At 67.8% G+C, this 19,823-nt stretch carries 22 protein-coding genes; 11 read left to right on the plus strand and 11 right to left on the minus strand.

Going from position 1 to position 19,823, the window contains the following annotated elements; genetic code table 11:
• Positions 1-8 precede the first annotated feature (8 nt).
• Both nreA and C438_RS13755 read right to left on the minus strand, forming a co-directional pair.
• The gene (gene nreA / locus C438_RS13750; protein ID WP_004970082.1) at positions 9-1,271 is read right to left on the minus strand and encodes a DNA repair protein NreA; all 1,263 of its coding nucleotides are present in this window, start codon (positions 1,269-1,271) and stop codon (positions 9-11) included.
• An 82-nt stretch (positions 1,272-1,353) separates the two neighbouring features.
• Positions 1,354-2,334, minus strand: coding sequence for a transcription initiation factor IIB (locus C438_RS13755; protein WP_042663705.1), 981 nt, complete (start codon positions 2,332-2,334; stop codon positions 1,354-1,356).
• 118 nt (positions 2,335-2,452) lie between these two features.
• Here C438_RS13755 and rnhA point away from each other — a divergent pair, with 118 nt between their 5' ends.
• Both rnhA and C438_RS13765 read left to right on the plus strand, forming a co-directional pair.
• Complete coding sequence (gene rnhA, locus C438_RS13760; RefSeq protein WP_004970084.1) at positions 2,453-3,046, plus strand: ribonuclease HI; 594 nt, start codon at positions 2,453-2,455, stop codon at positions 3,044-3,046.
• A complete protein-coding gene (locus tag C438_RS13765) occupies positions 3,039-3,599 on the plus strand; it encodes a DUF7108 family protein (protein ID WP_004970085.1) in 561 nt (186 codons plus the stop codon). Before rnhA ends, C438_RS13765 begins: the two co-directional genes overlap by 8 nt.
• A 35-nt stretch (positions 3,600-3,634) precedes the next feature.
• Here the strand turns inward: C438_RS13765 and C438_RS13770 are convergent, their stop codons facing one another.
• Positions 3,635-3,994, minus strand: coding sequence for a PadR family transcriptional regulator (locus C438_RS13770; protein WP_004970086.1), 360 nt, complete (start codon positions 3,992-3,994; stop codon positions 3,635-3,637).
• A 335-nt stretch (positions 3,995-4,329) separates the two neighbouring features.
• Between C438_RS13770 and C438_RS13775 the strand changes: the two genes are divergently transcribed.
• From C438_RS13775 to C438_RS13790, 4 genes are all read left to right on the plus strand, one after another.
• Positions 4,330-4,863: an inorganic diphosphatase gene (locus C438_RS13775; protein ID WP_004970087.1), complete on the plus strand. Its 534-nt coding sequence runs from the start codon at positions 4,330-4,332 to the stop codon at positions 4,861-4,863.
• A gap of 512 nt (positions 4,864-5,375) precedes the next feature.
• A complete protein-coding gene (locus C438_RS13780) occupies positions 5,376-6,275 on the plus strand; it encodes a rhomboid family intramembrane serine protease (protein WP_004970089.1) in 900 nt (299 codons plus the stop codon).
• Between the two features lies 1 nt (position 6,276).
• A complete protein-coding gene (locus C438_RS13785) occupies positions 6,277-7,131 on the plus strand; it encodes an endonuclease V (RefSeq protein ID WP_049918122.1) in 855 nt (284 codons plus the stop codon).
• Between the two features lie 69 nt (positions 7,132-7,200).
• Positions 7,201-8,046: an SDR family oxidoreductase gene (locus C438_RS13790; RefSeq protein ID WP_004970091.1), complete on the plus strand. Its 846-nt coding sequence runs from the start codon at positions 7,201-7,203 to the stop codon at positions 8,044-8,046.
• A 43-nt stretch (positions 8,047-8,089) separates the two neighbouring features.
• Here the strand turns inward: C438_RS13790 and C438_RS13795 are convergent, their stop codons facing one another.
• The gene (locus C438_RS13795; RefSeq protein WP_004970092.1) at positions 8,090-9,319 is read right to left on the minus strand and encodes an ArsA family ATPase; all 1,230 of its coding nucleotides are present in this window, start codon (positions 9,317-9,319) and stop codon (positions 8,090-8,092) included.
• 147 nt (positions 9,320-9,466) lie between these two features.
• Here C438_RS13795 and C438_RS13800 point away from each other — a divergent pair, with 147 nt between their 5' ends.
• Positions 9,467-9,991, plus strand: coding sequence for a CinA family protein (locus C438_RS13800; protein ID WP_004970093.1), 525 nt, complete (start codon positions 9,467-9,469; stop codon positions 9,989-9,991).
• Positions 9,992-10,061: 70 nt separating this feature from the next.
• On the plus strand, positions 10,062-10,586 hold the full coding sequence (locus C438_RS13805) for a metal-dependent hydrolase (protein WP_004970094.1): 525 nt from the start codon (positions 10,062-10,064) through the stop codon (positions 10,584-10,586).
• 71 nt (positions 10,587-10,657) lie between these two features.
• On the opposite strand, the gene C438_RS13810 is transcribed toward C438_RS13805, so the two are convergent.
• Positions 10,658-11,422 (minus strand): PHP-associated domain-containing protein, encoded by a 765-nt coding sequence (locus C438_RS13810; RefSeq protein ID WP_004970095.1) that lies wholly within the window; start codon positions 11,420-11,422, stop codon positions 10,658-10,660.
• 98 nt (positions 11,423-11,520) lie between these two features.
• On the opposite strand from C438_RS13810, the gene C438_RS13815 reads away from it, so the two are divergent.
• Positions 11,521-11,823: a DUF7565 family protein gene (locus tag C438_RS13815; protein ID WP_007274363.1), complete on the plus strand. Its 303-nt coding sequence runs from the start codon at positions 11,521-11,523 to the stop codon at positions 11,821-11,823.
• A 172-nt stretch (positions 11,824-11,995) separates the two neighbouring features.
• Here C438_RS13815 and C438_RS13820 read toward each other — a convergent pair whose 3' ends face one another.
• The 6 genes from C438_RS13820 to C438_RS13845 form a co-directional block, all read right to left on the minus strand.
• Complete coding sequence (locus C438_RS13820; protein WP_004970097.1) at positions 11,996-12,448, minus strand: transcription elongation factor Spt5; 453 nt, start codon at positions 12,446-12,448, stop codon at positions 11,996-11,998.
• Position 12,449: 1 nt separating this feature from the next.
• Positions 12,450-12,623: a protein translocase SEC61 complex subunit gamma gene (locus C438_RS13825; RefSeq protein WP_004044219.1), complete on the minus strand. Its 174-nt coding sequence runs from the start codon at positions 12,621-12,623 to the stop codon at positions 12,450-12,452.
• Between the two features lie 206 nt (positions 12,624-12,829).
• The gene (gene ftsZ / locus C438_RS13830; protein ID WP_004970098.1) at positions 12,830-13,969 is read right to left on the minus strand and encodes a cell division protein FtsZ; all 1,140 of its coding nucleotides are present in this window, start codon (positions 13,967-13,969) and stop codon (positions 12,830-12,832) included.
• A 158-nt stretch (positions 13,970-14,127) separates the two neighbouring features.
• Positions 14,128-15,447: a D-aminoacyl-tRNA deacylase gene (locus tag C438_RS13835; RefSeq protein WP_004970099.1), complete on the minus strand. Its 1,320-nt coding sequence runs from the start codon at positions 15,445-15,447 to the stop codon at positions 14,128-14,130.
• Between the two features lie 57 nt (positions 15,448-15,504).
• Positions 15,505-16,821, minus strand: coding sequence for a Na+/Ca2+-exchanging protein (locus C438_RS13840; RefSeq protein ID WP_004970100.1), 1,317 nt, complete (start codon positions 16,819-16,821; stop codon positions 15,505-15,507).
• Positions 16,822-16,951: 130 nt separating this feature from the next.
• Positions 16,952-17,923 carry a calcium/sodium antiporter gene (locus tag C438_RS13845; protein ID WP_004970101.1) on the minus strand — a complete coding sequence of 324 codons (972 nt, stop codon included), beginning with the start codon at positions 17,921-17,923 and terminating at the stop codon, positions 16,952-16,954.
• Between the two features lie 171 nt (positions 17,924-18,094).
• Between C438_RS13845 and C438_RS13850 the strand changes: the two genes are divergently transcribed.
• Both C438_RS13850 and C438_RS13855 read left to right on the plus strand, forming a co-directional pair.
• Positions 18,095-18,904: a shikimate dehydrogenase gene (locus C438_RS13850; protein WP_004970102.1), complete on the plus strand. Its 810-nt coding sequence runs from the start codon at positions 18,095-18,097 to the stop codon at positions 18,902-18,904.
• A gap of 44 nt (positions 18,905-18,948) precedes the next feature.
• On the plus strand, positions 18,949-19,737 hold the full coding sequence (locus C438_RS13855) for a helix-hairpin-helix domain-containing protein (protein WP_004970103.1): 789 nt from the start codon (positions 18,949-18,951) through the stop codon (positions 19,735-19,737).
• Positions 19,738-19,823 lie beyond the last annotated feature (86 nt).

The raw sequence follows: 19,823 nt of genomic DNA on the forward strand, positions 1-19,823 counted from the left end.
TACGTTTCTCAGGCGAAGTCGAAGATGTCGGTCTGGAGACCGGCGGCCATCGTCGACTTCCGGCGGAGGTCCGCGATCGACACCGGGAGGTACTCCGCCACGTCGCGGACGGCGTCGCCGAACGTCTCGGCGTCGGCCGTCTCGCCCTCGAAGGCGTGGCGGATGGACTCGCGTATCTGCCAGACGCCGACCGGCCCCCAGTAGTCGTCGGAGACGTGTCTGATGACGAGCGCCTTCGCCTGTCGCTCGCGCTCTTTGAGGTGTTCGAGGACGCCGAGCCGGGAGGCGTGGTACGCGCCGGCCGTCTCGTTCACGTAGCCGGTCCGCCCCTCGTAGCCCTCGCGGTCGGCCGCGAGGTACATCCCCGCCTCGGGGTCGGGGTTCCAGACGCTCCCCGGCGCTTTCAGCTCGATGAGTTCGAACTCCCAGCGCCCCGGCGCGAGGATGACCCAAAAGGCGTTGCCGATGAACTCGTTGCGGTAGATTTCGACGCCGTCGACGCTCTCCGCGTGTTTGACCTGCCCGCGGAGGTACTGCCCGAGCGTGTCGTCGACGGCGGTGATGGACCACCGCGTCGGGACGAGTCGGCGCTGTTCGGTCTGGCCGAGCGCGCCCGCAGAGAGGATGGTGTTGATGTCGTACACGTCGAAGCCGCGGCGGTAGAGATACGTCATCGCGCCCTCGGCGTTCCAGTCGTCGTCTTCGAGCGTCTTTTGCACCAGTTTGGGGACGTGCGGGTTCTCCGCGAGGTCGGCCGAACGGGCGCGGGCCCGCGGGCCGACGGGCGTCGCCACGTCGTCGGCGCGGGCGTCGAGGTCGAGCGAGGGCTTCCCGTCGAGGCCGATTTCGACCGTCACGGGGCGGTCGGCGATGGCGACCTCGCGTTGCGTCCCGAGGAAGCCGTCCCACGAGTCGGCGACGTTCGTCACCTTCGTCCCGCGATTCGAGTTCAGAAGCGAGGTGCGCCGCTGGAACACGTCGTCGATGCTCACGCCCTCGTCGTACCACGCGGCGCTCGTCTCGAAGGAGGCGGCGTCCTCGTCGTGACCGACCGGCGAGAGGATGCCCGTCGAGACGTTCGGGTAGTTCGACCGGCCGACGAAGATAGACGGGGAGACGCCGCCGTACAGCGAGTCCCCCTGCACCGTCTCCTCGAACCGGTCTTGGAACGTCTCGAGGTGGTCGAGGATGCCGTAGGACTTCTCCTCGGCGAGTCGCCGCCGCTCGGCGCGCTCGTCCCGCTCGATGTCCATGTACTCGTCGAGCCGCATTCACCGGATGTGGGTCGCCCGCGGGTATGAACCTTCGGCGACGCGTCCGGTCAAAACGAGATGCGACTCGTGCGGACGGGCTTCAGGTGTGGATGCCCATCGCTTCGATCTGTTCTTGGTAGCGGTTCCGGATGGTGACTTCCGTCACCTGCGCGACCTCGGCGACCTCGCGCTGGGTCTTCTTTTCATTGCAGAGAAGCGACGCGGCGTAGATTGCGGCGGCCGCGAAGCCGGTCGGCGACTTCCCGGAGAGAAGCCCCTGTTCCGCGGTCGTCTCGATAATCTCGTTGGCCTTCGACTGGACCTCCTTCGAGAGGTCGAGTTCGGACGAAAACCGCGGGACGTACTTCTTCGGGTCCACCGGCCGCATCTCCAGCCCGAGTTCCTGCGAGATGTAGCGGTACGTGCGCCCGATTTCCTTGCGCTCGACGCGCGACACCTCGGAAATCTCTTCGAGCGAGCGCGGAATACCCTCCTTCCGACAGGCGGCGTACAGCGCCGAGGTGGCGACGCCCTCGATGGAGCGGCCGCGAATCAGGTCCTCGCTGAGCGCCCGGCGGTAGATGACCGAGGCGACTTCCCGAACCGACCGCGGGACGCCGAGCGCCGAGGCCATGCGGTCGATTTCGCTGAGGGCGAACTGGAGGTTGCGCTCGCCGGCGTCCTTGGTTCGAATGCGCTCTTGCCACTTGCGCAGGCGGTGCATCTGCGACCGCTTCTTCGAGGAGATAGAGCGGCCGTAGGCGTCTTTGTCCTTCCAGTCGATGGTCGTCGTCAGCCCCTTGTCGTGCATCGTCTGCGTGGTCGGCGCGCCCACGCGCGACTTCGACTGGCGCTCGGAGTGGTTGAACGCCCGCCACTCCGGGCCGGGGTCGATGCGCTCTTCTTCGATGATGATGCCGGTCTCCTCGTGAATCAACTCGCCGTCGCCGGTCCGAACGACTTCCTCGGGGTCGAGGTCGTCGAGGTCCAACTCCTCTTCGGATGTCTCGTCGTCCTGTGACTCGTCTCCCCATCGAGTCCGGTCGTGCTCACGCTCCCGCTGGCGGGTAGGCCGTTTCATCGCATTTATATATTGTCTATTTCCTTGCACTTCAACCTTTGGCGGCGTTCGTCGGAGTGTCACCGCGGCCGCAACGACGAACGGAGCGCCTTTACCGAATCACCGGTGAGGTGACGGTATGCCGACCGTCGAGTGCGACCCCGACGAAGCCCGACGACGACTCGAAGCCGCGGGCGTGTCCGTCTCGCCCGGAAACACCGACCACGAGCGCTGGCGCGCCGAACACGGCGACGCCAGCGCGGTCGCCTACGACGGGAAGGTCGTCGTGCAGGGGTCGAGACCGACCGACCTGCTCGCGCTCATCCGGCCGACGGGCGGCCGCGCGCACGTCTACTTCGACGGCGCGAGCCGGGGAAATCCCGGCCCCGCCGCCATCGGGTGGGCCATCGTGACGAGCGACGGCATCGTCGCCGAGGGCTCACAGCGAATCGGCGAGACGACCAACAACCGCGCGGAGTACGAGGCGCTCGTGGAGGCGCTGTCGGTCGCAGAGGAGTACGGCTACGACGAGGTGGACGTCCGCGGCGACTCGCAGTTAATCGTCAAGCAGGTCCGCGGCGAGTGGAACACCAACGACCCCGGCCTCAAGGAGCGCCGCGTGAAGGCCCGAGAGCTCCTGTCGGCGTTCGACCGCTGGTCGCTGGAACACGTACCGCGAGAGATAAACGACCGCGCCGACTCCCTAGCCAACGAGGCCCTCGACGATGCCTGAGTCAGAACTCCCCGAAGACGTGCTTTCCGAAGCCGAGCGGCTGACGCGACTGGCCCGCGACGCCGTCGACCCCGACGAGGCGGAGGCGTATCGGTCCGCCCGCGACGACATCGTAAGCGAGTACGAGTTCCGCGCGCGACACCGCGAAGAGGACGACGTGTTGGTGCTCCACCCCGACGAGTGGGTCGACGACGACGGGGTCGTCGACCCCACGGAGATAGACGACGTCGACCGCGGAATCGAACGCCCCCTGTCGGGGGCCGGAGAGGACCACGAGTGGGGCGCGGTCGAAGAGCACAACGCGGCGTACGTCGCGGCCGTCGCGGAGGAACACGGCGCGGACCACGCGGCGAACGCCCGGGCGTTCGCGGACTACCTCGGGAATCACTACGTCCGGCGAATCGAGATGGCTGGCGCTCCCGAAGTGCGCGAGTTCGTCGAAGAATATTATCCACGCAACGCGTGGCCGACCGCTGAACAGCGGTCGTTGTTACCGGAGTCGCTCGAGTTGCTCTTCGACGCCGCAGACGCCGAAGTGCCCGAATACAGCTGAGCGAACCCCGCGGTTCGTGCGGTGTGTTCTGCCGATTACAGCTTGCCTTCGACGAGCTCCGAGACCATCTCGGCGCGCTCGTCGTCGGTGACGAACTTCGAGAGCATCCAGTCGAAGCGGTCGAGGACCGCCTGGAGGCCGTCGTCGGTCAGTTCGTACTGGTTCGTCCGCTTGTCGAGTTCGCTTTTCTCGACGAGACCCATCTCGACGAGGTCGTCGAGGTTGGGGTACAGACGCCCGTGGTTGACCTCGGTGTCGTAGTACGATTCGAGGTGACGCTTGATAGCCAGGCCGTACATCGGCTCCTCGGCGAGAATGACGAGGATATTCTGTTGGAACGCGGTGAGGTCCCGAGCCGCACCGGATTTGTTGCCAATTGTTTGTGCCTCTGACATGCATATGGAAATGTCATCGGCCTATTTAAACTTTGTCAACGCGCAGTCTGTTTCGTCGCCGAATGTAGGGGCACGATACGATGAATTTGGGGCGGAGCGGACACGAGTGTCGGGAATTGCACAGAGCCGAGTCGTGGCGACGAACGAAAGACAGTGGGCGGTGTCCAAGCGGGCATATCTGGGGAATATCTCACACGCATAGCAGGAGTGTCGTGGGATTCGGGGGAGAATACCTCTACATATAGAGGGGTTCAAAGTGGCCGACGAGGCCCGAGTAGTATCCGTAGGAGACCAATCCCGAAAGGACTTTTGCCCGCATCGAGGATGGATTCGGTATGGTGAACCTCTGGGAAGACATGGAGACCGGACCGGACGCACCGGACGAAATCTACGCAGTCGTCGAGTGTCTCAAAGGCGAGCGCAACAAATACGAGTACGACAAGGACATCCCCGGCGTCGTCCTCGACCGCGTGCTTCACTCCAACGTCCACTACCCGTCGGACTACGGCTTCATGCCGCAGACGTACTACGACGACGAGGACCCCTTCGACGTGCTCGTCCTCGTCGAGGACCAGACGTTCCCCGGCTGTGTCATCGAGGCCCGCCCGGTCGCGCTCATGAAGATGGACGACGACGGCGAGCAGGACGACAAGGTCATCGCCGTTCCCATCGAGGACCCCCGCTACGACCACATCGAGGACCTCGAAGACATCCCCCAGCAGACGCTCGACGAGATTGACGAGTTCTTCTCGACCTACAAGAACCTCGAGGCCGGCAAGGAAGTCGAGACGCTGGGCTGGGAGGACAAGCAGGCCGCCAAGGACGCCATCGAACACGCGATGGACCTCTACGAAGAGAACTTCGCGTAAGCGACTTCACCGCGCGTTTTTTCGGACGCCGAACTAACCCACAGTGTCGACCACGGCGACGACGCCGGAACTGCGACCGCCCCGAAACCGACCGCCGCCGGCGACACGGATACCCGACAGTTATCGCCGACGCGCCCGCCGATGAATTATGCGCATGGGTAATTTTTAGTCCCTCTGTCCGGTAGCTTGAGACACGAATGGCAGCCAAGCAACCCCGCCTCGGGCTTCAGCACCCGACCGTCGTTCCCACGAACTTCACGCCCGCCGACGAGGCGGACGAAGACGCCGAGGACGCGACCGACGACGCGTAACGCCGTATTCTCGCGCGACGACCGCCGAGAGCGACAGCGCCGTCCGGACTGACGAGGGTCCCGCACCGACCTCCGGACGGACAGGACCCGACCGACTGAACCGTGAGAGACCCCGCCGTCGGCCTCGTGTTTTCGTTCCGTGTTCACACACCACATTCATGAGGGAACCCCTTTTTATCTCGCCGCTGTAAGGCGTTGGTAATGCCTATCTGCGACGTGTGCGGCAAAGACGAGAGTCTGCCGTACCGCTGTTCGCGGTGTGGCGGGACGTTCTGTTCCGAACACCGCCTCCCCGAGAACCACGACTGCGCGGGGCTCTCCGACTGGGACGACCCCGCCGGCGTCTTCGATAGCTCCTTCGACGACTCCGTGAACAATCAGGGCGGCCGCGGCGGCGGACTGCTGAGTTCGCTCACGGGCGCTGGCGGCGTGCTCGGCTACTTCCGCGGGAACGTCGCGTACCTGTTCCTCGCGCTGATGTGGCTCACGTTCTTCGCCCAGCTCGTCTTAGAGCAGTTTCTCGGACTGCCCAACCTCTCGATTAGCGCCTTCTATCTCACGAGCATCCACCCCGAGTACGTCTGGACGTGGGTCACCTCGATATTCGCCCACGGCGGCTTCTATCACATCGTCGGTAACTCCATCGTGCTGTTCTTCTTCGGCCCGCTGGTGGAGCGCTACGTCGGCTCGCGGAAGTTCGCGGCGCTGTTCCTCGTCAGCGGGATGCTCGCCGGGCTGGCGCAGGTCGGCTCGTCGATGCTCCTGTCTCCCGGAAGCCTGAGCGCCGTCGTCGGCGCGAGCGGTGCCATCATGGCCGTTCTCGGCGTCCTGACCGTCCTCAACCCGGGGCTCCGAATCTATCTGTACTTCATCATCCCCGTGCCGCTGTGGCTGTTCACGCTCGGCTTCGCCGGCATCTCGGTGTTCTTCTTCGTCAGCCAGAGCGCCGACGGCATCGCCCACTTCGCGCACCTCATCGGCCTCGTCATCGGCCTCGCCTACGGCCAGCACGTGAAGGGCCGCCGGAGCGTCCCCTCCCAGCTCTCGCTCGGCGGGCGCGGTCCGGGTGGCCCGGGCGGTCCCGGCCGCGGCCGGTTCTGAGATGCGACCGGCCCGCCCCGACCTCGCGCCGCGCCCCGGGCTCTCGCGCGACGAGATGGAGTCGCTCCAGCGTCGCGTCGCCGAGGCCGCCGTCTTCGAGGACGACCTCCCGTTCGACCCGACGCGCGTCTCGCTCGACACCCCGGAAACGGGGAACCAGACGCTCACGGGCGCTGTCGCACCCGGCGGAGACACCGACACCGACGGCGACGCCGACACCGACACCAACTCCCCGCCGCTCGTCGCCGGCATCGACCAGTCGTTTCTGGACGACCGCGCGCTGAGCGCCGTCGTCGTCCTCCGCGGCGGCGAGGTGGTCGAGCGCGTCCACGCCGTCTCCGACCTCGATTTGCCGTACATTCCCGGCCTGCTGTCGTTCCGGGAGGGCGGCCCCATCCTCGACGCGCTCGCCGAACTCGACTGCGACCCCGACCTGCTCGTCTTCGACGGCTCCGGGCGCATCCACTTCCGACAGGCGGGCCTCGCCACGCACCTCGGCGTCGTCTGCGACGCGCCGAGCATCGGCGTCGCCAAGTCCCTCCTCTGCGGGACGCCGGACGAGGACGTGGACGGCCGACCGGAGGGCTGGCGAACCCCGATTCGCGCCGACGACTCGGTCGACCCCGTCGGCGGCCATCCCGACGGCCCGGAGACGACAATCGGCTACGCCTTCCAGTCGCGGCAGTACGACTCGCGCCCTATCGTGAACCCGCTGTACGTCAGCCCCGGCCACCGCCTCTCGGCGGCGACGGCCGTCGACCTCGTCTCCCGGCTCTCGGGGTCGTACAAACTCCCCGAGCCGACCCGGCTGGCCGACGCCTACGCCGACGAGGCGAAGGCCCAGTACGAGGACTGAGAAGGGCTGAGCGCGACCCAATCGTGGCGAACCGCGTACACTTAACAGCGCGCGGTTCGACCTACCGACGTGCATCAAAAGACGGTCCTCATCACCGGTTGCTCCTCGGGAATCGGGCGCGCGACGGCGCTCGACTTCCTCGACGAGGAGTGGGAGGTCTACGCCACCGCCCGGAACCCGGCCGACATCGAGACGCTGGGGGAACGCGGCGCGAACATCGCGACGCTCGACGTGACCGACCAGGGGGACGTCGACCGCGTCGTCGACCGCATCGCCGACGAGCAGGGGCGCATCGACTGTCTCGTCAACAACGCCGGCTACGGCCAGATGGGCCCCGTCGAGGACGTGCCGACCGAGAAGGTCCACGACCAGTTCGACGTGAACGTCTACGGCCCACACCGACTCATTCGGGCCGTGTTGCCCCACATGCGCTCGCAGGGCGACGGCACCATCGTCAACGTCTCCAGCGTCGTCGGCCGCGTCGCCTTCCCCGGAACCGGCGTCTACGCCGGCTCGAAGTTCGCCCTCGAAGCGATGACCGACGCGCTCCGCACCGAGGTCGAGGAGTACGGTATCGACGCCGTCCTCATCGAGCCGGGCCCGGTCGAGACGCAGTTCTCGAATCGCGTCGAAGCCGAGGTCAACGGCAACGGCGACGAGGCCGACGGCCTCGACCGCTCCGGCGCGTACGAGAAACTCTACAAGCTGTTCGACGACTCGCAGGCGCTCGGCGGGGGCGGCCCCGGCGCGATTCCGCCCGAGCGGGTCGCAGAAGACATCGTCGACGCCGCGAGTTCGACCAAGCCGCGGGCGCGCTACCAGCCCGGCACGGTCGCCCGCGTCGGCGTCCTCGCCCGGTTCCTGCCCGACGCGTGGCGCGACGCGCTCTACGGCTTCGCACGCAAGCTTCCCTGAGACGCGCCGTCGCGGTCGGCCTTCGAAAGCGGTCGTCTCGACGCTAGTCGAGACAGGTCGCGACGACCCGAAGGGCGTCTTCGCCCTGTACCTGTTCTGCGAGCAGTGGCACCCGTTTCACGTCGCGGCCGCGGAAGAGATTCGTCGCCGAGCGGAGCGCGTCCTGCTGGACCTGCCAGCGACGCTGACAGAAGCCGCAGTTCTCCAAATCCGGCGACTCTATCCACTTGGGGTCCACGTTTGCCACGTCCTCGACGGACTCCATGACGCGGTTGACGACGAGCGTCTGGACGGGGATGCCGAACTCGTCGAGCCGCGAGACGAGTCGCTTGGACTCCACGACGCTCATCTCCTCGGGAATCATGACGACGCGGAAGTCGGTCCGCGTCGGGTCCCGGAGGACCGCGCGCAGGCGCTCGATGCGCTCGCGGAGGTCGTCGAGGTCCGCCATTCCGGCCTGCGGGTCGTCGGGGCCGCCGCCGAACATCCCCTTGAGGTTGTCCATCATCCCGGAGAAGCGCTGGCGCATGCGGGCGATGCGGCCGAGCATGGAGTCCATCAGCTCGGGGAGTTCGAGCAGGCGGAGCGTGTGGCCGGTGGGCGCGGTGTCGACGACGACGCGGTCGAACCGCGGGTCGTCCATGTATTCGAGGAGCTGTTGCATCGCCGCGGCCTCGTCCGCGCCGGGCATCGGCCCGCCCATCCCCATCGGCCCGTCGCCGCCGAGGAGTTCTTCGAAGCCGCCCATGTCACCGCCCATACCGCCGAACGGGGAGTCAGCGTCACCCGAGCCACCGCCGGCGAAGGGGTTGTCGTCGTCGTACTCGCCGGTCTCGAAGTCGGTCTCGTCGTCGAACTCCTCGCCCGCGCCGTCGCCGCCCGCGAACGGCCCTTCCATGACCGAGTCGGGGTCGATTTCGGCCGCGTAGAGGGGAATCTCCTCGCGGATGCGACTCGGCTTGTCCGGGACCGGCACGCCGAGCGTGTCGGACAGGGAGTGTGCGGGGTCCGTGGAGACGACGAGCGTCGCGGTGCCGTCGGCCGCGCTGGCGAGCGCCGTCGCCGCGGCCATCGTGGTCTTTCCGACGCCGCCTTTCCCGCCGTAGAGGACGTAGTCGGGCGCGTCGATGCCATCAGGGAGGCCCTCGGTGTCGGTCGAGGTGACCTCGTCGGGGTCGGTGACCTCCACCTCGATTTCGGCCGGCCCGTCGTCGCCGGCGTCGTCGTCTTCGTCGGCGTCGGGTCGCTCCGTCGGCTCAACGTCGATGTCCATGTCGGACCCGACACCGCGGGGCTTTGTGTACTTCTCGGTCTCGGAACCGCCGGTGGACTTTTGCCCGGTCGCGTCGGTGCCGGCCGCGGCCCGACCGCTCGGTGCCGCCCCAGACCGCTTTTGTCCCGACCGCCCGTGGTCGGTCGTATGCGCGAGTTCGCATCCGACCCGCCCGAGGAGGTCCGCGTCGGCGACGCCCTCCGCGAGGCGGGCCACACCGTCGCCGTCGCGGAGTCCTGTACCGGCGGCCTCATCGGGTCGCTCCTGACCGACGTGCCCGGCTCCAGCGACTACTTCGACCGCTCGCTCGTCACCTACTCCTACGACGCCAAGCGCCACGAACTGGCGGTCTCCCGGGAGTCGCTGGACGAACACGGAGCCGTCTCCGAGCCGGTCGCCCGCGAGATGGCCGCCGGCGTCCGGGACGTGGCCGACGCGACGTGGGGGGTGGCGACGACGGGCATCGCCGGGCCCGAGGGCGGCCTCCCCGGCAAGCCGGTCGGCACCGTCTTCGTCGGCGTCGCCTTCGCCGCGCCGTGGGGGTCCGGCGACTCGTACGCCCGCGTCGAGCGCTTCGAGTACGACGGGTCGCGGACGCAGGTGAAAGAACAGATTGCGCGCGGGGCGCTGGCGCTCCTCCGCGGGGAAATCGAGTCCACCACGTCCGACTGAATCGGCCGGACGGTCGCCGTCTGCCGGTTCCGTGGGAAAGCTTTGTATCCCGCCGGGCCAGTCTGCATCCATGAACAAGAAGGGACACGTGCTCAACGCCATCCTGTTGGCGCTCGGGCTCGGCGTCATCCTCACCGTGGACCCCCGGTCGTTCGAACCGACGGCCGACTCGGCGTTCCTCCTCGCCCAGAAAATCGGCCAGCTATCGCTTCCGGTCGTGCTCGGCGCGCTGTTTCCCGACGTCGACACCGCCTTCGGCAAGCACCGTAAGACCCTCCACAACCTCCCGGTGTTGGCGATATTCCTCGTGTTCCCGCTCGTCTTCGGCAACCTCCAGTTCGTCTGGATTGGCGTCGCCACCCACTACGTCCTCGACATGGTCGGCTCGAAGCGCGGCATCGCGCTGTTCTACCCGCTTTCGCCGCAGGAGTACGACCTGCCGACCGGCGTGGCGACGAGTTCGAAACACGCCGACGCGGTGACCGTCGTCGTCACGGTCGCCGAACTCGGCGTCCTCGCGGGCATCCACTACTACCTCTTTTCGCTCGACGTGTCCCTCGCGGACGCCGCGGCGTCGTTCACCGCGGTGGTCTGAGGGCCGGGCGGCCGCGATGCTGACGCGTTCTAGCGTGCTCGGAACACCGCTCCGCGAAACTCAGTAGACGCTCAGTAGACGCTCACGTCGTCGAACCGGCCGTCGTAGGCGATGTGGCTCGGGTGCGTCGGCTCCATCCCCGAAAGCAGGAGTCGGTCGACCTTCCCCCACGAGTTCTCGTAGCCGAGGTGGGCGAACTCGACCGCGCCGCGGAACGCGTGGGAGACCCCGGTGCGGCGGACGACCCGGCGGTCCGCCCCCTCGCGGAGCGCGGCGACGAGGTCGGCCTCGGAGTCGATGTCGCGGTCGAACTCGGTCCACGCCTCGCCGACGGTGCCGCGGAGGTGCGCGTAGGACGACGCGAACCCCGGCAGTCCCGCCTCGCGGGCGATGTCGCGGCCGCGGCGGTTGCCCCGCGGGAGCGCCTTCGTGTTGTACGTCTCGACGGCGTCGATGTCGTCGCGGCGGGCGACCACGTCCTCGGCGGTGAGGCTCACCGTCAGGAACTCGGGGTGGGGGACGAGCGTCGCCGCGCCCTGCCGGTCGAACTCCGCGAAGGCCCCGTCGAGGGTGATGAAGTCGGGGACCGGCTCCGAGAGACCGACCGCGAGGACGTGTTTCCGGTCGCGCCACGACCCCGTGAACACCTCGCGGGCGGGGACGACGAGCAGGTCGTCGTCGGAGAATCGCGCCGCGCGGGCGCGGGCGTCGGGCAGGCGGACGAAGTGCGGCGCGTAGACGAGCACGTCGATGCCGCGGGCTTTCGCGCGCGAGACCACCCGCTCGTCGAGAATCTTCACGTGCATATCGACCCGCGTCGTCGTGGTCGCGCTCACACGATACGGTCGGGCCAGCCACCAGTTAGTGGTTGCTATTTGTCGAACGGCGGCCGGTCGAAGAAACGGTTTTGTGGCTCACGGCCGTCGGTGGGAACATGTCCCGGTGGAAGTGCGGAATCGAAGGGTGTGACGGTCGGTTCGAAGACGTGGAAAGCGCGGTCATCCACCAGACGGTGGACCACGAGCGCCACGAGTGCAAAGTGTGTGGGACCGTCGTTCCGGAGGGCTACTTCGCGATTCGACACGCCTTCGACGAGCACACCCGCGCCGAGTTCGTCCGCGCGTACGACGCCGATTCCTCGGCGGTCCGCATCCGCGAGGACGTGAAAGACGCCGTCGAGGCGGACGCGGACCTCAACAGCGTCGTCGAGACGCTCCGCGAACAGGGCGCGCTGTAGGCCCACGCGAGACGGGGGGTCGCAGTCGCGATGGGGCGCGACGCGGCTCGCCCGAGACGGCGCTCCTCGGGGACTGTCGGGGGACATGGGAGTCACCGAGGGCGCGCGGCTCGTCGCGCGCGTCGAGTCGAGTCGAAACTGAGAGAGAAGAAACCCTCGTCGGGGCGGACGCTTACCGCTCTTCGGAGTCGAGGACGCGAATCTGGTCGCCGCGGACGGTGACCGGAATCGGGACCGTCGCCTCGTAGAGTTCGACGGTGACCTGGTCTTTCGTCTCGTCGATGCGCTGGACGCGCGCCTTCTCGCCTTTGAACGGGCCGGCGATGAGTTCGACGATGTCGCCCTCCGCGATGCCCTCCACGTCCGGCGTCGGCGAGAGGAAGTGCTCGACTTCGGCCATGCTGGAGGTGCCGACCGCGCCGCCGCTCTCGACGAGGCCGCGAGCGTGGGGAATCTCTTCGAGGACGCGCGTGACGATGCCGTCGTCGTCGGCCTCGACCATCACGTAACTCGTGAGCGAGTCGGGCGCGAGGACGGCGTGAATCTCGGCGAACTCCTTCGTCGCGATCATGTCCGCAACCGTCTGTTCTTGACGAGCGGTGGTCTTCACGGCGAAGATGGGCATCTCAGACTCCTCCGGGGAGGAAGCTCATAACCGCGAAGATGATGAAACCGAGCAGTCCGACGAGGAAGATACCCGCGCCGGCGATTTTGGAGATCTGGGAGAACTCCTGCCACGACGGGGTGCTCGCGAGTTTCAACACGCGAACGTAGCTGTTCAGGTCGTACTTAACGTCCATGTTGCTGGAGGCTAAGGCGTCGGGCTTTTTCTATCTATTGATGCACCGACGGGCCGAGCGGGCGCTCGCGAACGGGGCGACCCGACGAGTTCGACCCGGTGCCGCCGCTCGATAACGGGCGGGACGCGAGACGTGGCGGGCCATCGAACCGGAGCGGATGCGGGAGCGAAAGCGAGTCCCCGCGGCCGACGGGGCGGCGACGCCGACTACTCGACGTAGTCGATGTCTTCGAGACGCTCTTCTGCCTGCGCCTGCGCCTCGCCGTTGCGACCGTAGATTTGGGGCGACTCGACGCCGGTGACGACGATCATCGTCCGCATCATACCTTCGAGTTCGTCGTCGACGGAGGTCCCCCAGATGATGCGCGCGTCGGGGTCGATGCGGTCGTAAATCTCCTCGACGACGCCCTCGGCTTCCTCGATGCTCATGTCGGAGCCGCCGGTGACGTTGACGAGCGCGGAGTTCGCGCCGGAGATGTCCACGTCGAGAAGCGGCGACCGGAGGGCGGACTTGACGGACTCTTGGGCCTTGGACTCGGAGTCGGACTCGCCGAGACCGATCATGGCGACGCCGCCGCGCTCCATGACGGTCTTCACGTCGGCGAAGTCGAGGTTGACCAGTCCGGGCTTGGTGATGAGTTCGGTGATGCCCTTGACCGAGCGCATCAGCACCTCGTCGGAGACCTTGAACGCCTGCCGGACGGGGAGCTTGCCCACGGCGTCGAGCAGGCGGTCGTTCGGGACGACGATGACCGTGTCAGAAACGTCTCGGAGCCGTTCGAGCCCGGCCTCGGCGTTCGTTCGTCGCACCTCGCCTTCGGCCGTAAAGGGCGTCGTGACGATGGCGATGGTGAGCGCGCCCGACTCGCGGGCGGCCTTGGCGACCACGGGGGCCGAGCCGGTGCCGGTGCCGCCGCCGAGACCGGCGGTGACGAACACCATGTCGGAGCCCTCGATGGCGTCGTAAATCTCCTCTTGGGACTCGAGGGCGGCCTCCTCGCCGACCTGCGGGAGCGAGCCCGCGCCGCGGCCCTGGGTCTTCTGTTCGCCCATGAGAATCTTCGTGTCGGCCCCGATTTCCACGAGGTGTTGCACGTCGGTGTTGGCGGCGACGAGCTTCGCCCCCTTGATTCCCTCCTCGTGCATCCGGTTGACGGTGTTGCCGCCGGCACCGCCGCACCCGACCACCGTGATGTTGGTCTGGAGGTCTTTGAGAACCGCTTTCAGTTCGTCGTCAGTCATCGTCCCGGACCGGTTGATGTTGGTCGAGCCGTCGACCTGAGCCGACCCATCCCCCACGTCCTCGGCCTCGGCCTCGTCAATTGCGTCGCCGACGATAGAGTCCATATTTATGGAGACGGTTTACGGAGGACGACTAATTATCTTTCCCCCTTCCGTCAGACATCTGTCTGACGAGCCGCCGATTCGTGCCGAAACGTGACATGTGAGCCCGCGGCACAGGCCGTCTCTCGGGGCGAAATCGGTCGGTCGCGTCCCGATGACGACTACACCGTGAACTCGACGAGTCGCTCTTTCGACACGTCTTCGGGCGCGACGGCCTCGCCGTCGACTTCGACCGACTGCCCGGCCGAGAGCTTGCCGAACGCCGGGCCCTCGGGGACGCCGAACTCGCGTGCGGCGGCGGGGTCGAAGGCGCGCGTCGCCGCCGTGACCGCCCCGTCGTCGCGGACGACGCTGTCGTATTTCTCGCGCAGTACGTCGCAGAGCCGCGACACGAGTTCGTCGTAGCCGTCGCCCGCGACGGCCGCGCGACCCACCGCGCGCGTCCCGCCTTCGGTCGTGTGGAAGGCGACGGTGGTCTCGCGGACGGCGTCGAGCGCGGCGTCGAGGTCGATGCCCTGCGCCTCGCCGAGCAGGCCGTCTGGGAGCGAGACGACCTCGTAGTCGTCGGCGTCGATTCGCGCGCCGAATCGGAGGCCCTCTTCGATAGTCGTGACGGCGGCTTCGAGGGCGGCGACGCGGTCGAGGGGGACGCCCGAGGTCTCGCGGACCCACGTCTCGGAGACGACCCGGAACCCCTCAGCTTCGAGGGCGGCCGCGAGGTCGCTCCGGTCGCCGTCGACCAACGCGAGGTCGGCCGCGGAGGCCTCGAACGCCCGCCGGAGCACGTCGCGGTTGTTCCCGGGCGCGCCCATCGCCTTGAGTTGCCAGTCGGCGGCGATGTGGCCGACGCGCCAGTCGGTCTCGCGGAGGACGCGCTCGAACCGCGGAGCGTAGTGGCCGCCGCCGAAGCCGACGAGTTGGCGGTCCGCGTCGGGCGCGACCCCCTCGATGTCGAGGACGGCCGCCGCGACCGCGCGGGCTCCCTCGGGGTCGTCCCACTGCTCGTCGTCGCTCCCGAGTTCGACGAACATCGAGGGGACCGTCGGCTCGGTCGGGCCGTGGTGGGTCGCCTCGATGCCGACCTCGTAGCCGTCGGGCGCGCGCTCGCGGAGCGCCTCGACGACGGCGCGCTGGGCGTTGGGACACGCGCGGGCGAACCGCCCCGGCTCGCCGCCGTAGTCGGCGGGACCGAAGTTCCCGGTGAAGTGCGCGGTCAGGAGCGCGCCGGTCTCGCCGGAGTGCCGGGAGACGACGACGAGAAAGTCGAGGTCGGCGTCGAACGCCGCGGCCGGGTCGTCGAGGTCGATGTGCAGGTCGTCGAACTCGCGGAGTTCGAAGCCGTCGCGGAAGAAGACGGTGCCGCCGCCGTCGGCGTCGGGTCGGTCCCCGTCGGTCCGTTCGTCCCAGTCGGCGAGTTCGAGCAGGCGCTCGCCGATGTGAACCGATGCGCTGTCGGCGCGGCTGACGACGATTCCAATCACGATACGAGGGTCGCCGAGGCCGGCGAAAAGGGCGTCGGAAGCGGCGAGGGGAGCCGGTCAGTCCTCGACCGCGGCCGGGACCTCGGTCGCGCCGTGGTCGCCGCGGACGCGCCGGACCGAGAGCTTGGCGACCGCGGCGAGTTGCCTGCGCCGCCGGACGAAAAGCGCCGTTCCGACGACCAGATAGACGACCGAGAAGCCGACGAGCGAGGTCGGACCGTCGAAGGTGACCGCGCCGAGGCCCGGAACCGGGAGCGTGAGCGCCAGTCCGGTCACGGAGTAGACGAACTGGGCCAAAAACAGGCCGAGGAGGGCGACCGCCTCGCGGAGGCTGATGGAGAACGTGACGAGGATGGCGATGGCGAAGTAGCTCTGGGCGGCCGTCAACCAGAGTTCGCCCATCTGGTGCGTGTCGAGCGGGAGCGGGGCGTAGGAGCCGACAGAGAGGCTGTAGACGAGGACGAGCGTCCCGATGAGGAGCGTCCACTGGTTGAGCTTCGAGGAGATGAGCGCGTTGAAGCCGGCGGTCGCCCGCGCCTTGTTGACGAGGTAGGCCACGACGATGAGTTCGGGGCTCTCGCTCGCCAGCGGCGCGACCCACTGAATCATCAGAAAGGAGGGAATGCCGACCGACTTCCCGAGGGCTTCGAGGCCGTGGGCGAACGGCTCGACGGCGGCGAGGATGACCGCGCCCGAGAAGACGAACAGCGCGAGCGTCGTGGCGATGCGCTTTGGTTTCCGATACGACTGGAGGTACGCGGGCACGCCGATTTGCTCTTCGTCCTCGTGCGGCGAGTTCATCGCCACGAAGATGTAGGCGACGTAGAGGCCGACGAGGACGAACATATCGACCGCGCCGATGCCCGCGCCGAGCGGGACGAAGAAGGCGAACACGGTCGCGGCGAAGAGGAACAGAATCTCGGTGGCGATGCCGTGGTCGAGACGGACCACGTCCGCGAGGAAGCCGGGTCGGGACTCGACCGCCTCGTCGCCGGTGTCGCGGGCGCGGTAGACGGTGAAGAGGGCGATTGCGGACCAGCCGATGCCGATGAGGATGCGGTTCGCCCCGGTCATGTTGGCGACCGCGAGGCTCGCGGCCTCGGCCGACTCGGGAGAGCCGGGGTTGATGCCTGCCTCCCACGCGTAGAGCGCGTCCACCGCGTACTCGGGGGCGACCGCGAGCACCGCGAGGATGGCGAGCGCGAACGCCCGCGGCACGTCGGCCTCGGCAGTCTCGGCGCCCCACGCGAGGAGGAACGAGGCGCCGAGGACGGCGATGCCGCTGAGGGCGACGGTGACGCCGGTCGTGAGGTCAACGCCGAGCGCCGTGTGGAGGGCCAGCCACGGGACCGTCAGGAACGCGGCCCCGAACACCGCTGTCAGCGGGTGACCGAGTTGTCGTACCATCGTCACTACAAGCGCGAAGCCGAAGCCGGTAGCTCTTGTGCTTCGGAATCGGCCAGCGACGGGCGCGAGAGACGGTCGAAAGCGCCCGGCGGGTGCGTCAGGGGAGAATCAGCCAGAAGAACACGAGATAGCCGGTGACGAGGATGCCGCCGTCGAGCCGGGACACGTCGCGGTTGCGGAGCATCAGCGCGATGACCCCAAAGGTGAACACGAGAAGCGCCGGGAAGTCCAGCGAGATGGTGCTCGCGGGGACGTTCACGGGGACCATGATGGCGAGGATGCCGAGGACGGCGACGACGTTGTAGATGTTCGAGCCGACGACGTTGCCGATGCTGAACTCCGACTCGCCGCGGACCGCGCTGATGACCGACGCCGCGAGTTCGGGCAGTGAGGTGCCGAACGCGAGGACCGTCAGCCCGATGAACCGCGGACCGAACCCGAAGGATTCGAGCAGTCCCTGTCCGCCCTGAATGAGCCAGTTCGAGCCGACGAACAGGAGGAGGAGGCCGAGACCGAGGTAGACCACGTCCCTGAGTTGCGCCGACACCTCGTCTTCGTCCTCGATGTCGATCTCGTCCGTGCCGAGGGCGTCGGCCTTCGCCGAGCGCGCGCGGTACAGGAGGTAGCCCGTGAACGCGACGAGGATGACCAAGAGGACGCCGCCGTCGACGGCGCTGAGGTTTCCGTCCATCCCGAGCGCGACGAGCGCGACCGCCGCGGCAATCATGAACGGGACGTGTCGGCGGAGCGTCGTCGTCGAGACGCCCATCGGCTGGATGAGCGCCGAGATTCCGAGGACGAGACCGATGTTGGCGATGTTCGAGCCGACGATAGCGCCGAGTCCGAGGTCGGAGCTGTAGCCCAACCCGCTCAGCACCGCGACGAACAGTTCAGGAGTGGTCGTCGCGAACGCGACGATGGTCACACCGACGATGGCCGCCCGGAGGCCGAGACCGATGGCGAGCCGAGACGCGCCCTCGACGAGCGCCTCGGCCCCGAGATAGAGCGCGACGATACCCGCCACGAGGAGCGCGGTATCGAAGGAAAGCAGGGTTGCGAGTGCCGACATACGCGGGAGTAGACCAACGGGAGACCAAAAGCGCGCCGGTACACCGCGAGTCCGCGAGGACCGACGCGGGAGCGCGAGGCGGGGCGAACCGCCCCCGACGGCGGCTGTCGGGTCCCGGCGGAATCCGACGCTGGCGGGCGAGTTATATCGCCGGCAGGTCACCACCCGCCCATGCAAGTTTACGGTCTGGTCGGGAATCCAGTCGGCCACTCGCTGTCGCCGCCGATGCACGAGGCGGCCTACGGGGAAACCGGTCTCGACGCGCGGTACGTCACGTTCGAACCCGCCCGCGACGACATCGCGGCGGCCGTCGACGGCGCGGACGCCCTCGGCGTCTCGGGGCTGAACGTCACCATCCCGTTCAAACGGGACGTGCTCGAACTGGTCGACCCCGACCCGCTTGCCGAGCGCATCGGCGCGGTCAACACCATCGACTTCGGCGCGGAGACGCCGACGGGCTACAACACCGACGCGGCGGGCGTCACGCGGTCGTTCGACCGCCACGGTGTCGACCTCGACGGAGCGGACGCCGTGGTCGTCGGTGCCGGCGGGGCGGGTCGCGCCGCCGCGTTCGCCCTCGCCGACGCCGGCGCGTCGGTCCACGTCGCCAACCGGACCGCCGAGAGCGCGGTCGAACTCGCCGCGGCCGTCCCCGGCGCGACCGGCGGCGGACTCGACACGCTCGACCGGATTCGGGAGGCGGACGTCCTCGTCAACGCGACGAGCGTCGGGATGGAATCGCCCGACGAGACGCCCGTCTCCGCGGAGTACCTCCACGGCGGCCTCGCCGTGCTCGACGCGGTCTACACGCCGCTTGAGACCCGACTGCTCCGCGAGGCGGCCGCGACCGGCGCGACCACCATCGACGGCGCGTGGATGCTCCTCCTGCAGGGCGTCGAGGCGTTCGAGCTGTGGACCGGCCGCGACGCGCCCGTCGAGGCGATGAACGCCGCGCTCCGAAGCCACCTCGAAAGCGACTGAGGCCGCTGGTTTTTAAATAACGGGATTGCATAGGAGAAGGTAACATGGGCTTGCTTGACACTATTTCGTCGTTCTTGAAATCCCTCGTTGGTGGCGACTCGTCGTCTTCCTCGACGGACGGACGTGACGACACGGCGACCGTTACGGTCGAACGCGACACCAGAACCGAACGGGAGGAACCGAACGTCGAGACCGAGGCCGCGGTGAAGGAACCCGTCGACGAGGCGGAATCGGCGGCCGACGATGCGGTCGAACCCGAGGCCGACGCCGAGTCCCACGCGGACGACGAGGACGCCCGCGACGACACCGAGGTGGCGGCCGACGCCATCGAGGAGGCCGAGCCGGAGGCCGAAGAAACCGAATCGGAGCCTGAGTCCGAGCCCGAACCCGAGGTCGAGGTCGAGGACGAAACCGGCGAACCCGAGGGCGAACCCGAACTCGAAGACGAAGCCGAAGACGAGGACGAGGACGAGGACGAGGACGAGGGTACCGACGAGTCTGAATCCGCCGACTCCGACGAAGACGAAGCCGAAGACGAGGACGAAGAAGAGGTCGAAGAGGAAGACGCGACCGAGGACGAGGGCTCCGATGAGGCGGAGGTCGAAGACGAAGAACCCGACGACGAAACGGCCGACGAGCCGGCCGCCGACGCCGACGCGCCGACCGTCGACACGATTCGCGGCATCGGTCCGGCGTACGCCGAGCGCCTCTCGGAAATCGGCATCGAGACCATCGCGGACCTCGCCGCGGCCGACGCCGACGAGGTCGGCGACGAAATCGACGTGTCGCCGAAGCGGGTCCAGCGCTGGATCGACCGCGCCGGTGACGCGTAACTGACGCGCGCGCCGGACGACCGAGACGGTTTTTCACCGGCCGGCGACCGCTTCCGACACCACGTAGATGCGTCGCGAAACCGTTT

The sequence above is a fragment of the Haloferax denitrificans ATCC 35960 genome, assembly GCF_000337795.1.
GTDB lineage: Archaea > Halobacteriota > Halobacteria > Halobacteriales > Haloferacaceae > Haloferax > Haloferax denitrificans.